Consider the following 15,247-nt stretch of genomic DNA (forward strand, 5'->3'; position numbering starts at 1 on the left):
TTAACTATAATTTGCGTCATAATATTGATTGGTAAAGGTTCTCCAGGCGGCGGGCCATTGTTGCTGCTGACAGGGCCTGGACGTTCTGGCGGCCCTGCTCGCCCATTTGCCGCCGGAGGTTTAAATCCTTAACTAGCCGGAGTACACAGGAACTAAAGGTATTGAGATCCAGTGGGGTTAGAAAACCGTCCACTTCGTTTTCGACCATTTCCTGGACGCCATAGGCCTTAACGGCTACTACAGGAAGACCGGCCGCTTTTGCTTCGCCGATTACCAGCCCCTGGGTTTCGGTGACAGAAGCAAAAATAAATAAATCGGCCCCTGCATAGACGGCCGGCATCTGTTCAAAGGAAAAAGAACCGGCAAAAGTTACGGCCCGGCCGATACCCAGATCGTTGGCCATATTTTGCAGGGATTCTTTGTAAGGACCGCTACCTACCAGCACCAGGTGGACGGCGGGTACCTCTTGTTGTACCCGGGCAAAGGCTCTGAGGATAAAGGGGATGTTTTTTTCCTTGCCCAGGCGCCCGACATGGAGGAGAATTATTTTCTCCGGCGGTAGGTTTAGATACCGTCGCAACCAGGATGAATCGAGATTGCGAAAACGTTCTACCTCAATACCGGTAGGTATACTGACGACAGGGACTTTAACGCCGTTTTTCTTTAAGTAGGCAGCGATCACTTCTGTCGGTGTTATCACCAGCCGGCAGCGGTTACAAAAAGAAGTGGTATAGCTGCGTACTGCCTTGCGTAACAGCCCTGGTACCAGGGGGAAATAATGAACGTATTCTTCATAAAGGGTATGATAGGTAATTACCAGCGGTAATCCCAGCTTTCTGGCCATGCGTGCCCCCAGTCTCCCCATGATAAAGGGAGAATGAACATGGATGAGGTCAATTTTTAATTCCCGCAGGGTCTGCGGTAACGCCGGTGCCAAGGGGATGGCCAGGGCGAACTCTTTAAAGGTCGGTGCCCTCAAGGAACAGAAACGGTAGATATCTTTTTCAGGACCGGTGGTACCGTAACCGGGGGCAAAGATGAAGACCCGGTGTCCCAGGAGCTGGAGTTCAGTACTGAAGGTAATAATTGATCGTACCACCCCGCTGGTATAGGGCAAATAGCTGTCGGTAAAAATGCCAATATGCAATTTTGAGCCGCCTTTCTTCAGGTGGCATTATCCTTATTATATCACTACGGTCGCAGGGTAGCTACTACCCGCCGGGGTTTTAGGAGGAAATCAAGGGCATCCAGGATGCTGGTAAAAACAACGTCTGCTTGAAGCAGTGTCTGGACTGCTGCTCCTTCTGGTCCTAGAACCAGCAAACCCAGGGCGGCCCGTCCGAGCATCTGAGCATCATTGGCGCCGTTGCCAATGGCAGCTGTATGTTCTGCTCCTAATTCTGTAATTATCCGTTCTTTATCCGGCCCGCCGGCCCGGTTATCGACTGTAGTTAGGACCACGGGCAGGTGCCGGCAGGCAGAGGCAGCCGTGCTGAAGGTATCGGCCGTCAGGATATAAACCTTAAGCCTTCCCGATAAGGCCTGCAGGCGCCCTGCCACTCCCGGCAGGAGCCGGCCGTCGCGGGCAATGGTACCGTTAAAGTCCAGGACTACCTGGTGAATTTCTATCCTGCGCCCGGGTATTTCATAAATTAGCAAATGCTTCCCCCCCCTGCCGAAAATATTTATAATGTTCTTCATCCTTACCGGCAGGATTTATAAAAGGGCAAACGAAATAAAATTAATTAGAAGATATTAAAAAGGAGGCTGGCCGGGATGTTTGTACGCGATCATATGAGCCCTGATCCCATAACAGTAACCAAGGAGACTTCCGTCCTGGATGCCCTTGAAATTATGAAAAAGCATAAAATCAGGCGCTTGCCCGTAGTCCAGGATGGACGGCTGGTAGGGCTGGTTACCGAGCGGGATATCTTAAGGGTTTCCCCTTCCCCGGCTTCAACCCTCAGCGCCTTTGAAGTCAATTACCTGGTGGCCAAGATGACGGTTAAAGATGCCATGATTAAACGTCCCATTACCGTTCCTCCGGATATGACCATTGAAGAAGCGGCCCTTTTGATGCGGGAGCATAAAATCGACAACCTCCTGGTCATGGAAAGGGAAAAGCTCGTTGGCATCATTACCCAGACGGACCTCTTTGAAGCCATGATTAAACTCTTCGGCCTGAGACGCCCGGGTGTAAGGGTTACCCTGGAAGTAGAAGACCGCGTTGGTGTCCTGGCCAGCATTGCCCGGCGGGTAGCTGAAGCCGGTATAAATATTATTAACGTTGCCAACCGCCATAAAGACGACGTCCATACTTATATCGTCCTGCGGTTGGCAACGGATGATGTCGGTGACCTCCTGCCCACCCTGGAAGCCGAAGGGTACCGCGTAATTCACGTGAGTTCTTATAATGGCTAACCTAACCGCATTTACTGAAGCCGCAGTTACAGGTGACGCAGCCTTCCTGGAAATGGAGGTTAGAACCGCACTCCGGGCAGATACCTTTCTGGATAAGTTCGGCTTCTGCAGCCGGGTTTAAAGGCTGGAAATCAGCCTGATGGTTTTCAATAGTTGCGCTAATCTCGGCCAGGGCGCGGGCGCAGAAATCAGGCGGTAGCTGGTAAGAACTTGCCTCCTGCCAGTTTTTTAACTCCTGGGCCAGGACGCGGCCGATGATGTCCGGGCAGGACTTACCGACTATACTTTTATCGGTAGCCCGGCGCCGTAAGAAATTGGGGCAGCTTACGGAGGTGAGCTGGTCAATAATGGCCTCGGGGGCAATATTGGCTCGCAGGGCCAGGGAAATCAGCCGGCTGACACCTTCGGTAAAACCGCTGCAGCCGCCGGAAGAGCCGGTAGTTATAAACGTCTCGATTATACCCTCCTGGTCATAATTGACGGTGATATACATTTTACCGCAGCCGGTTTTTACCTGCTCGGTAACGCCGCAGGTACGTTTCGGCCGCGGGCGGGGATGGGTTTTCTGGCCGGAAGGAGTCTGGCCGGCCGCAGCCGTATTTTTGGTGCCGCTGACCAGTACTTCTTGTTCCCGGCTTCCGGAACGGTAAACCGTCACCCCTTTACAGCCCAGCTGGTAGGCCAGTTCGTAGACCTTGCGAACGTCTTCCCTGGTGGCGCCGGGCGGGAAGTTAACCGTTTTGGAAACGGCATTATCGGTACTGGCCTGGAAGGCGGCCTGCATGCGGATGTGCCACTCCGGGGCGATTTCCAGGGCCGTAACAAAAACCCGGCGCATATCGGGCGGGATTTGCTTGATATCATGGATGCTTTTACCTGCTGCAATTTCTTGATAAATTACCCTTGCCTCGTTCGATGAAAAATTTTCTTCAATATAAGAACGGAATACGGGGTTAACCTCAATCAGGCTTTCACCATCCAGGACGTTCTTAGTATAGGCCAGGGCGAAAACCGGTTCTATACCCGAACTGGTGCCGGCAATCATGCTGATGGTACCGGTAGGGGCAATGGTAGTACAGGTAGCATTACGGAGCTCCTGCTCCCGGTAAATGCTCCTTTCGATATTGGGAAAGCTGCCCCGTTCTTCCGCCAGCTTTCTGGAAGCCTGGCGGGCTTCTTTTTGAATAAAGGCCATCACCCGGCGTCCCAGTTCCACTGCTTCTTCCGTATCATAAGGAATCCGGAGCAAGAAAAGCATGTCGGCCCAGCCCATGACTCCCAGGCCGATCTTCCGGTTACCCATGACCATGGCCTTTATCTTTTCCAGGGGGAATTCGTTGATCTCAATAACGTTATCCAGGAAGCGTACCGACCAGTAAACTGTTTCCGCAATCCTCTCCCAGTCTACGCCGCCCTCCCGGACCATATTGGCCAGGTTCAGGGAGCCAAGGTTACAGGCTTCATAAGGTAAGAGTGGCTGTTCCCCGCAGTTATGGGCGTAGATGCCGTTGGCGTCGAAGGCGTTGATGCCGGGAACCTGGACGTCATATACGTCTTCGACCCCGTCATCTTCGATGGCAAGGACCGTGGCTGTAAAGCGCTCACGATTCATTCCTCGCCGGTAAGACGCAAGGAGTGAATTTAATTTCCTCGCCTTGTCGACATCGCCAAAGCCGATCCGCTCGGCGAAAAAGGCCAGGTTATCCCCGCTGATGACCAGCTCATGCTGGGCCTTGATCTCATACTCCCGGGTACCTCCTTTACCATCGGGCAAGGGCCGGCTACCGGCCGGACGCCGTTCTACATAAATGGTACTGGCAATGCCCAGGCGAAGGAGCATGCGCTGTACCGTGCGCAGGAGATCAAGGTTGCTCTGGGCCAGGCGGATGCTAATGCCCTTTTGCTGGCTCCCCTGGACCGAGGCATCGCAGTCAAACAGGCCCCGCAGGAAGCCCCGGTAGCCGTTTGACGAAGCACGTTCGATTGCCGGGGTAACGGTCTTGACGCCGGACCCCATACCCATCCGCCCGGCCAGCATTTTCAGACTGGCTGTCTTGAGGCGGAATTCGCCGCGCCCTTTAGCGGCCATCCAGCCGGTAAAGTCGGAACGGTGGGGTAATGCTCTGGCGTAGCTTAAAGCCAGCTTCATGACTGAGGCTGTACCGTCTTCTGCCTGCAGGTCGCCACCAACTGCCTTCTCCCTGGCCCAGACGGAAAGAATAGCGCTGTCCTTCTTGAGGACGCCGTCACCGACCAGGAGACCAAGGAGGTAACCTTCACCTTCCGTCAGTTCGCCAGGCCACCCTGCCAGGGGGCGGTGGTTATGCAGGAGAATCTGGTCGCCGGGCTTCAGCTCTTTGACCGGGACCCATTCGGAAGCAATACGGTTGCGCGTCCGGTCAACCACGCGCAGCACCCGGTGGTCAGCGGTGAGCCGGACACTGTATCCTTCCCGGGTGCGCAGGCTGACGACCGGCTTTGTCGCCGTCTTGAAGAAGCCTTCTTTATCTGTGGCGTAGGGCCGGCCGTTGACTACTGCTGTAAAAGGGCGGCCCACCAGTTCCCATACCTGGCGCGGGCCTTCACTTGTAGTCACCCAGGTATCGCCGGTCACGCAGGGGTTGGTGGCCTCGATCTCTCCCAGTTCAGGGGTGGGATTATTTTCGTTTAAACGGTCCAGGAAGATGATGCCCGGCTCGCCGTTAGCCCAGGCGTGGTTGACGATTTCGTTGAAAACCTCGCGGGCCTTTAATTTTTGATAGACTTTGCCGCCGAACTTCAGCTCATAATAGTCGTCCCGGGCAACGGCCTCCATGAATTCCTTTGTCAATCCTACGGAAATGTTAAAGTTGGTCAGCTCGTTGTTATCTTCCTTGCAACTGATGAATTCCAGGATATCGGGGTGATCTACCCGTAAAATTCCCATATTGGCTCCCCGCCTGGTCCCGCCCTGCTTGATGGCCTCGGTGGCGGCGTTGAAAACCTTCATAAAGGATACGGGTCCGGAGGCCACCCCGCCGGTGGAGCGTACGGGGCTGTTTTTCGGCCGCAGGCGGGAAAAGGAAAAGCCCGTACCCCCGCCGCTTTTATGTATCAGGGCCGCGTCTTTAACCGCGGTAAAAATGGCTTCCATACTGTCGTCCACGGGCAGGACGAAGCAGGCCGAAAGCTGGCCCAGATCCCGGCCGGCGTTCATCAGGGTGGGACTGTTCGGCAAAAAATCCCACGAAGTCATAAGTTGGTAAAATCGCGCGGTATATTCCTCCAGTTTTTCATCTGGTAAAGAGGGATTAAAAATTTTTTCTGCCCCCGCTACGGACCTGGCTACCCGGAGGAACATTTCTTCCGGTGTTTCTACGGGGATACCATTTTCTTTCTTCAGGTAACGTTTTTCGAGAATTATACGGGCATTATTTGTTAATTCCATTTTGTCACCATCCATAAAATAACATTTTAGAAAGTTATCTACAAAGTTATTCACTTTATCCACTGGTTCCGGATTATGTTACAGGCAGGTAAATACTGAAACGGCTTCCCTCCCCTACTTTACTTTTGACTTCTATTTTACCACCGTGGCTGGCAACGATACGACTGCTCAATGTCAGTCCCAGACCGGTACCGTTTTTCTTGGTGGTGTAAAATGGTTCAAAGATTAAATCCAGCTGTTCCGGGGGAATACCCGGCCCATTGTCTTCTACGGTGGTAACGACCCGGTTATTACCTGCATCCAGGTAAGAACTTACAACGACTATTCCTCCCGGGCTGGCTGCATGGATGGCGTTGGAGGTGAGATTGAGGATGACCTGTTTTATCTGGCCGGGATCCATGCATAAAAAGGGTAATTCCGGTGCCAGCTGCCGGACCAGTTTTACCTCATACATTATAGCTTCCTGCTCGGCAAGGAGTAAGGCTTCTGCTAACAGCTGGCCAAAGGATGTTATTTGTAGCTGGAGCTGGGAAGGCCTGGTAAGGGACAGGAACTCCTTGATAATGGTATTGATGCGGTCGAGTTCGTCAAACATAATGGCAAAATATTCTTGTTCAATGTCCTGGGGATTAAATTTGGTTTGCAAGAGTTGTAAAAAACCGCGAATGGAAGTCAGGGGATTACGGATTTCGTGGGCCATACCGGCGGCCAGTTCGCCAACAATGGCCAGTTTTTCTGTCAGGTATTCCTGATCCTTTTCATGAAAAGAATATAACATCTCTCTATCACCTCCGGCCATAACCTATATTTCCACAAGTTGGTCCTTTTTCCTCCCGGGTAAAAATATCAGGGGGTGTAAATTTGTTGTATCTGCTGGAGAAGCCGTCCTAGTTTTTCTATATTATCTCCATAGCCGGCCCAGTCGCCCTGCTTCAGCCTTTCCTGGGCTTCGGCATACAGGCGGTTGGCTTCTTGAAGGGCAGCCGCCAGTTGATCGGGTGCAGGCGAGACGGGAGGGGTCCCGGCTTCAACGGGAGGAGTACCCTCTGCCCCGTCAACAAAAATGGTATGCAGGGCCCCGGCCAAGGTACCGGCCATTACTATTTTCTCACCGTAAGCTACAACTACCTGGCGGAGTTCCGGTAGCTTGCTCTCCTGGGATTGGAGGAAAATGGGCTCTACATAAAGTAGCGATTCTTTAATGGGTAAAACAAGGAGATTGCCACGAATAACCTGGGAACCATGCTGGTCCCAGAGGGTAAGCTGCTGGGAGATGCCGGGTTCCTGATCAATACGGGCTTCGATCTGCATGGGGCCGTAAATAGAACTATTTTTGGGGAACTTGTAAAGCAGGAGTTGGCCATAATTGGGCCCGTCGTTGCGGGCCGCCAGCCAGGCTATCATATTTGCCCGCCGTGCAGGGGTAAAAGGCAGCATTAAGATAAATTCTGCTTCCTGTTCGCCCGGCAAACGCAGCATGGTATAATAGGGCTCCATAGTCTTGCGCTCGGCACCGACCATTTCCTCGGCAATATTCCAGGCGTCTTCTTTATTGTAGAAGAACATGGGGTTGTCCATGTGGTAGCCGGCCAGCATCCTGGCCTGGATGGCCATCAGTTCCCCTGGATAACGCAGGTGTTGCTTAAGGCTTTCCGGCATCGCCGCCAGTGGTTTAAACAGGCCGGGGAAAATTTTTCCCAATGTCCGGGCCAAGGGGTCACCGGGGTCAACGAGATAGTAATCGACCGTACCATTATAGGCATCAATCACCACTTTGACGGCGTTACGGATGTAGTTAAAGCCCTCTTCGACCGGTTCGGAATAGGGGTACATATTGGTTACGGTATAGGCGTCAAGGAACCAGTACATTCTCCCATCGGCGACGACCAGATAAGGGTCGGCGTCGTATTGCAGGTAAGGCATAATCTTATGAACCCGTTCCATGATGTTGCGATAGTAGAGGATCTTGCTTTCGGGGGTCAATTCCTTGCTCATCAATAACCGGTAATCATTAAAACGGAAGGCAAAGATGAGACGATGCCAGTAGCTATTGAGGGGCACTCCTCCCTTCCCGGTATACCGGGTTTCAATAAAGTTATCACCCTCGCTGGAGGGATAGTCGAACTCAGCCGATCTACCGCCGGTAATAATATAATCCCCGGTCAACTCACCGTAATAGATGCGGGGTTCGTTAACCTGGAGACCAACAGTGCTGCGGTAAGGCAAATCGCCGGCAATAAATTCGGGCTGCCCTCCTGGTGTAACAGTGCTGGCCAGATTCATGGCCAGGCCATAGCCGTGGGTATAACGCATTTTTTCATTTATCCAGGTCCTGGCCCTGTCGGGAAGTTTATCCTGTTCAAGTTCCCGGGCGGAAAGCATTACCTGGCGACGGCTGTCTCCAAAGATATATCGGTCAACGTCAATGTCTTTAAAGCTATAATAAGAGCGAATTTCCTGGAGCTGGCTGTAAGTTTGCTGCAGGGGACGGTAATCCCACAGGCGGATATTTTCCAGGGTTGCCTTTTCCTTTTCTAAATCGGCCGCAGTTAAGTTGGTAAGAGCCGGGAATTCCTGCACGGCAATTTTATCTAGATTGTAGGCGCGGCGGGTAAAGTCAATATTAAAGCGGAGATATGCTTCTTCCCGGGCAAACTCGTTGGGCTCTACCTGGAATTTCTGGACTACCGGGGGTAAAAATACAACCAGAAAAAAATAAGCAGCTGCGAAGGTTAAGACTCCAAGGCCTACAAGTTTGAAACTACGGCGAAAGGCATTGAAGAAAATAATTATGGCGCAGGCCAGGGCAACGCCGGCCAGGATGTTGTATCCGGGCAGGAGGATGTGGATATCCGTATACCCGGCACCAAAAAACAGGCCGCGGGGCGAACGGACCAGGTCAAAGGCCCGCAGGCGGAAACCCCAGGCCTGTACCAGGAGGAAAAGGGCCACAAGGGTGGCGAAATGGATCTGGGGTCGGGCAAAGCGACCCTTTCTAAAGCCCAGGAGCTCCCCGGGATTAAATAGCAGGTAGAAAAAGCCGGTAACCAGGGTAGCCCCTACCAGGGCCGTAACTAGGAGTGTATAGAGAAAGCTATAAAACGGCAATTTGAAGACGTAAAAGCCAACATCCCTGGTGAATAAAGGATCGGTAAACCCAAAGTCGGTTGCCCGGATGTATTGCTGGATAACCAGCCATTTACCGGCTGCCAGGGGACTGAAAAGCAGGGCGCCGGCAAAGCTGACTATCAGGAATAAGATGCTCAACCGCCTCTTGGTAACAAAACGATCAACCAGGTATTCTTTTAAAGTCCAGTTTTCTCGCCCGGGAGAAACAGATAAATCCAGTCCCTTGCAGGTAAAAAGCAGGTTGAGGCAAAAGAAAAGGAAGAAAAAGGTAATAACTCCCAGCCTCACGCCCCAGTCGGAAAAAAGACTCGCAATGAGGACTTGACGATAGCCGACTTCACCGAACCAGTACCAGTCGGCCAGGAAATGGGAAGCCAGGTAGGTAATAGCGAGGACGGTAAAGATGACAACTACCAGGATTATCCGGATGCGGTTCAGGATGTTCATAACAAAAACCTCCTGCAGGGGATGCATTAATACTTCGCCAGCCTGGGCGGCCATTCCTCCTGACAAAAATAAAAACCCCGTATAAACGGGGCGTCCATGGCAGGCTTTCTCACGCTTCCAGGGCCAGGTCAACTATTTTTTGTACTAATTCCGGGAAGTCAATGCCAGCGGCCCGGGCAGCGTCGGGTACCAGGCTGGTGGCCGTCATTCCCGGCACGCTGTTGACTTCGATAACCTGGGGTGATTGGCCACCGGCTACAATCATATCTACCCGGGCAAAACCGCGGCAGCCCAGGAGGATATAAGCCTCGCGGGCCAGGGAGGCAGCTGCGTTTAAAACACCCTCCGGTAACCGGGGTGGTATAATATGATCACTTAAACCGGGAGTATATTTGGCCGTATAATCATAAAACCCGGTATGGGATACAATTTCGATTAAAGGTAAGACTATGGGATCGTTATTTCCCAGGACGGCAGCCGTTATTTCCGGGCCGGGAAGAAAGGCCTCGGCCATAAAGCAGGGGTCATATTTCAGGGCGGCTTCAATGGCGGGCGCCAGCTCTCCTTCTTCCTTGACGATAAATGTGCCGATGGTTGAACCCTGGGTTGGGGCTTTGATCACCACCGGTAACCCCAGGTCCTTTAAAATGCGTTTCCGTACTTCTTCCCTGCCGGCAGCGTATCGTGTGGCCGTCCAGCTTAAAAAATCCGGGGTGGGCAGGCCGGCCTGGCGTAAGATGCGTTTGGTAATGATTTTATCCATGGTAATGGCGCTGGCCAGTACGCGGCTGCCTGTATAGGGGATACCTAGAATCTCCAGCAAACCCTGGACGGAACCGTCTTCTCCCGGCCTGCCGTGGAGGGCGTTGAAGACAACATCGGGGGCGAAAGCCTTTAATCTGGCAGCTACTTCTCCATCAAGGTCAATCTTCATAACCTGGTGACCCCGGGCTTCCAGGGCGGTGGCGACAGCAGCACCGCTTTTTAAAGAAATTTCCCTTTCGGAAGAAGGGCCACCCATCAGGACGGCGATTTTCATACTCTTACAGGTGCCTCCTTAAAATCCTTTAACCTTTTAACCATCCCGGCGGAAATGCCCATAGAACCCATTGCTACCGGCGTATAAATACCGTGAAAGTCGGTGCCGCCGGTAATAAGGAATCCTCTTTCCACGGCCAGCCGGTAAAAATAGCGAATGGTATCTTTTCTACCATCCCCTAGATAATAATAAAATACCTCCACGCCGTCAATGTCCTCTTCCAGGATGCTCCTCAACAGTCTTTCATCCCTGATCAGGCCAGGATGGGCCAGCACGGCAACCCCGTTGGCGGCGTGAATCAAGGCTATTGCCCGGGGTAAGGGGTTACCTTCGTAGGGAATGTAGGCCAGGCCCCCGGGTGATAAATAACACCGCAAAAATTCTATTGTCTGAGCCGGTTCCTGGATATATCCTGCTTGCCGTAAAAGTTGCAGGATATGGTTTTTTCCCAGTACCCCGCCGGTAGGGATAAGTTTTAAGGCTTCTTCCCAGCTGACGTTAAAACCCAGGGTTTGCAGGCGCTGGATAACTTTGCGGGCAAGGAGATTTCGTTCTTGACAGATAGTTTGTAAAGCCGAGGTTAGTACGGGAGAATAGGGATCAAAATTATAGCCCAGGAGGTGAATTTCACGGCCCTTAATACTTGTAACCATTTCAATTCCGGGCAGGAGATCCAGGGCGAGTTCATGGGCGTAATCGCAAGCCTGGTAATAACCGTAAAGGCTCTCATGGTCTGTAAAGCTGATAGCCTTGAGGCCGTTTTTTTTAGCCTGTTCCAGGACGGAAACGGGCGCCAGGCTACCGTCCGAAGCCAGGGTATGAATGTGAAGGTCGGCATATACCAAGGGCAACACCTCGAAAAGCTGGCATTAAATATATATTCGGCTTATGAAAAAAGAAACCTCCCTGGACGATAAAAAAGGATATCTTGACTGGCAGGGGGAAAAAGGATATAATAAATTTGTCGTAGGACCGGGTTGCCGGCATGGAGTTCATGTTGCCGACCCGGGAAGCCTTGAAAATGAAGGTTCTTAGGGGTGTAGCTCAATTGGTAGAGTAGCGGTCTCCAAAACCGTTGGTTGCGGGTTCGAGCCCTGCCACCCCTGCCAAACCATCAATTATAAGGCTTCCGGCCGCCGAAGGACCTGAAAGAATCCCTGTTCCTGAAGCGGCCTTGTTTTTTGTCTCATAGCGCCACCTCTGTACGATTACGACCTCTGGCTTTGGCCAGGTATAAGGCCTGATCGGCACGGTCGATAATTCCCTCAACGGTTTCCCCTTTCCTGGCTTCTGCGATACCCAGGCTTACGGTTACTTTAAGGGCGTGGCCGGATGTAATACCAAAAACGTGCTTTTCGACATCCCGGCGTATACGTTCAGCAACGATCCTGGCCATATTTGCATTGGCGTTTCCCATGGCGACAATAAACTCTTCCCCGCCGTACCTGCCTACAATATCTTCCCGCGAACGTACGGCCTTGAGAATTAAACCTGCAAGCTCTTTTAGGACGATATCGCCCACCTGGTGGCCGTAAGTATCGTTCACCAACTTGAAGTGGTCGATGTCGATCATCATCAAGCTAAATGGCACCCGGTCAGTGCGGCTTTTTTCGAGCCCGGCCGGAATCAACAACATTAGTGCGCCCCGGTTAAGGAGGCCTGTCAGGGAATCAAGGGAGGCCAGTAGTTGCAGGCGCAGGTTGTCGGCCTGAAGGCGGCGGTACAGGTTTGCCAGGGGTTCACGAATACACTTTTCCACAATGCCGGTAAAAAGCAAATAATAGCTTGCCACTTTCAATAAATGGCCCGTAAAATTAGCCAGGTCGTAAACGTTGACGTATAAAGTAAAGCAAAACTCGCTGGCTATGGTGGTCAAAATCGAATAGGAAAGGTAGTTGACCATAACCCCCGGCAGGGCAGGCTCATGCTTTTTCAATATATAAAGGGTTAAGAGCAAGATACATATTATTGCATACTCTGTTATTATTTTAAAAGGTGTAAGGCCTGAGCCTTCGATATAACAGGTGGGGAAGATTCGCCACCAGAATATAGTTGTCAAAACCAGGCTGCTGTAAAGGGCATAGATAAACCAAAGCGACTGCCGTGCCCTTCTAGTTTGCACGAACGGCGCCGTCAGGAGCACAAAGGCTTCAAGCAACCTCCCGCTTATCCAGAGCTGCGTTGCCAGGTTGGCACCGGTTGCAGCAAAGATACCCATGCCCTTGTAAGCGATAGTGTGGAGTAAATCAAAAAAACCTATAAAGGCATACCCCACGCCAATAACACTCGGGAACATATCATGTTCCTGGTCTCTGATTAACCACGAGATAGTAAATATCAGGAAAGCTACAACCACGCTGAAAAGCTCAACCAGGGTGTGGTAGATAAGGTAATTGACCCGGGCTATTAAATAGAGTACGGTAGCTATGATTATTAATGCTGCCGGCCTGGGCAAGTTACCACTCCCTTTGCAACTGCTAGGCATGCCATCAGGTCAAATTATACTATATAACAACTTCTACTCATAGAGGTGTACTGTAAATAAGGCCGGTGAATACAGCTGCCGGTCATTGGTGGCGATTTCCCGGATTTGCTTCCCGGAAATTGAAACCCCCTCCTGGCGAGGGGGTTCCTTTTATCTTTATTCTTCTTTTTCCTTCCTGGCTTCCTGGATAATCTTTTCGGCAATATTGGCCGGAACTTCTTCATACTGGGCAAATTCCATCCTGAAGTGGCCGCGGCCCTGGGTGATAGATTTCAGGTTGATAGCGTAACGGTACATTTCGGCCAGGGGTACCTGGGCGCGGATTACCTGGTTTTTACCCTTGGGTTCCATGCCGAGAATCCGGCCCCGGCGGCTGTTTAAATCACCCATGATGTCGCCCATGAACTGTTCGGGTACGATGATTTCTACATTCATGATGGGCTCCAGGAGCACCGGTTTGGCCTGTTCTACAGCTTTGCGGAATGCCAACCCGGCAGCTATTTTGAAAGCCATTTCCGAGGAGTCGACGGTATGATAAGAACCGTCGGCCAGGTTGACTTTAATATTGGTTACCGGGTAGCCGGCCAGGATTCCCTCCTGCATGGCTTCCCGGATGCCTTTCTCAACGGCCGGGATGTACTGCCGCGGTACGGCACCGCCGAAGATGGTTTCGGTAAACTCAAATTCCTTATCCGGCAGGGGTGACATATCGATGAAGACGTGCCCGTACTGGCCGTGACCGCCGGTCTGTTTCTTGTGCTTGCCTTCCACCCGGGTAACGCTGGCACGGATGGTTTCCCGGTAGGGTACCCTGGGCGTGCTCATTTCTACTTCCACCCCGAATTTCCGCTGCAGCCGCTCCAGGGTAATGTCCAGGTGGGTTTCTCCCATGCCGGTGAGGATGGTCTCCCTGGTCTCCGTATTTTTACTCAGGCGCAAGGTGGGGTCTTCTTCCAGGAGCCTTGTTAAGGCATTGCTGAGTTTATCCTCGTCACCTTTACTCTTGGGCCTAATGGCTACGGGAAGGGTAGGTTCGGGGAAGTCGATGCCTTCAAGTTTGACCGGGTTGGTTTTGGTAGTAAGGGTATCGCCGGTAGTGGTAACTTGCAGTTTGGCCAAGGCCCCTATATCCCCCGGCCTCATTTCGGTTACGGCTACCTGGTTTTTGCCCTGGAGGGCAAAAAGCTGGCCGATTTTTTCTTCACTTTCCCGGTTGGCGTTATAAACAACGGAATCTGATTTGAGAATGCCGCTGTAAACGCGGAACATACTCAACCTGCCCACATAGGGGTCGGCCAGGGTTTTAAATACCAGGGCAGCCAGGTTTTCCTTTTCCAGTTCGGCGGCCGGTTTCCCGGCAACCTCTGCCGGTGAGGGTAGATAATCAACTATATAATCCAGTAAAGGTTTAACGGCCATATTTTTCAAGGCCGAACCGCAGAGGACCGGGATAACTTTTCCCCCGGCAATGGCATTTTTTAAACCGCGGCGAACCTCTTCTACAGTCAACTCCTCGCCTTCCAGGTATTTCATTAACAGTTCGTCGTCACCTTCGGCCGCGGCTTCAACAAGGGTTTCCCGTAGAGATTCAACTTCGCCGGCGTATTCGTCCGGTATAGGAACTTCTTTTTCATTGCCGCTCCCGTCATAGGTATAAGCCTTCTGTTTGAGGATATCGATGACGCCGCTGAAGGTATCAGCAGCTCCTATAGGTAGCTGGACGGGAACAATACGACCGCTCAAGCGTTCCTGCATCGACTCGACAGCTTTCTGGAAATTGGCGTTTTCCCGGTCCATTTTATTAATATAAGCCAGCCGCGGCAGGTTGCGGGCTTCGGCTTCTTCCCAGACAACCTCCGTCTGTACTTCCACGCCCGCAACGGCGCTGACAACGACCAGCGCGCTATCGACTACCCGTAAGGCGCTCACCACATCGCCAAAGAAATCGCTGTAACCGGGTGTATCAAGGATATTTATTTTATTATCCTGCCACTCGGCAAAGGCCAGGGAGGTATTAATGGTAACCTTGCGTTTAATTTCTTCAGGGTGGTAGTCGGTTACGGTGTTGCCCTCATCCACCTTGCCCAAACGTTTGGTAGCGCCGGCATTGAACAGCAGTGCTTCCGCGAGGCTCGTTTTGCCGGCGCCGCCGTGGGCTACAATGCCAACGTTACGGATATTGGTACTGGGGTAAACCTTCATTAAATAAAGCCCTCCTCATCCTTCTGCTGTTGACGGGTACTTAACAGGGTATATATTAGCCTTCCTTTTGTAAAAATCCTCTTTTTCAGAGCAAATA

The 15,247-nt window shown here is 52.0% G+C and carries 10 protein-coding genes and 1 tRNA gene; 2 read left to right on the forward strand and 9 right to left on the reverse strand.

Annotated elements, in window-relative coordinates:
• Positions 1–16 precede the first annotated feature (16 nt).
• A complete protein-coding gene (locus NWF31_RS10780) occupies positions 17–1,147 on the reverse strand; it encodes a glycosyltransferase family 4 protein (protein WP_258360507.1) in 1,131 nt (376 codons plus the stop codon).
• Positions 1,148–1,191: 44 nt separating this feature from the next.
• On the reverse strand, positions 1,192–1,659 hold the full coding sequence (locus NWF31_RS10785) for an HAD family hydrolase (RefSeq protein ID WP_258360508.1): 468 nt from the start codon (positions 1,657–1,659) through the stop codon (positions 1,192–1,194).
• Positions 1,660–1,776: 117 nt separating this feature from the next.
• Here NWF31_RS10785 and NWF31_RS10790 point away from each other — a divergent pair, with 117 nt between their 5' ends.
• On the forward strand, positions 1,777–2,421 hold the full coding sequence (locus NWF31_RS10790) for a CBS and ACT domain-containing protein (RefSeq protein WP_258360509.1): 645 nt from the start codon (positions 1,777–1,779) through the stop codon (positions 2,419–2,421).
• Between the two features lies 1 nt (position 2,422).
• On the opposite strand, the gene NWF31_RS10795 is transcribed toward NWF31_RS10790, so the two are convergent.
• The 5 genes from NWF31_RS10795 to NWF31_RS10815 all read right to left on the reverse strand — a co-directional run bounded on the left by NWF31_RS10795 (position 2,423) and on the right by NWF31_RS10815 (position 11,308).
• Positions 2,423–5,848, reverse strand: a complete 3,426-nt coding sequence (locus NWF31_RS10795) for a TSCPD domain-containing protein (protein ID WP_258360510.1) — start codon at positions 5,846–5,848, stop codon at positions 2,423–2,425.
• Between the two features lie 73 nt (positions 5,849–5,921).
• Positions 5,922–6,626 carry a two-component system sensor histidine kinase NtrB gene (locus NWF31_RS10800; protein WP_258360511.1) on the reverse strand — a complete coding sequence of 235 codons (705 nt, stop codon included), beginning with the start codon at positions 6,624–6,626 and terminating at the stop codon, positions 5,922–5,924.
• Between the two features lie 68 nt (positions 6,627–6,694).
• Positions 6,695–9,424, reverse strand: coding sequence for a UPF0182 family membrane protein (locus NWF31_RS10805; RefSeq protein WP_258360512.1), 2,730 nt, complete (start codon positions 9,422–9,424; stop codon positions 6,695–6,697).
• A 109-nt stretch (positions 9,425–9,533) separates the two neighbouring features.
• A complete protein-coding gene (locus tag NWF31_RS10810; RefSeq protein WP_258360513.1) occupies positions 9,534–10,463 on the reverse strand; it encodes a D-alanine--D-alanine ligase in 930 nt (309 codons plus the stop codon).
• Positions 10,460–11,308, reverse strand: coding sequence for a PHP domain-containing protein (locus NWF31_RS10815; protein WP_258360514.1), 849 nt, complete (start codon positions 11,306–11,308; stop codon positions 10,460–10,462). The genes NWF31_RS10810 and NWF31_RS10815 overlap by 4 nt, the downstream gene beginning before the upstream one ends.
• A gap of 188 nt (positions 11,309–11,496) precedes the next feature.
• Between NWF31_RS10815 and NWF31_RS10820 the strand changes: the two genes are divergently transcribed.
• Positions 11,497–11,572, forward strand: a tRNA-Trp gene (locus tag NWF31_RS10820).
• 77 nt (positions 11,573–11,649) lie between these two features.
• Here NWF31_RS10820 and NWF31_RS10825 read toward each other — a convergent pair.
• Positions 11,650–12,918: a sensor domain-containing diguanylate cyclase gene (locus NWF31_RS10825; RefSeq protein WP_258360515.1), complete on the reverse strand. Its 1,269-nt coding sequence runs from the start codon at positions 12,916–12,918 to the stop codon at positions 11,650–11,652.
• 186 nt (positions 12,919–13,104) lie between these two features.
• Entirely contained in the window at positions 13,105–15,150 is a 2,046-nt protein-coding gene (gene fusA / locus NWF31_RS10830; RefSeq protein ID WP_258360516.1) for an elongation factor G, read from the reverse strand.
• Positions 15,151–15,247: the final 97 nt, after the last annotated feature.

The sequence above is a fragment of the Neomoorella sulfitireducens genome (assembly GCF_024733845.1).
GTDB classification, from domain to species: domain Bacteria; phylum Bacillota; class DSM-521; order Neomoorellales; family Neomoorellaceae; genus Neomoorella; species Neomoorella sulfitireducens.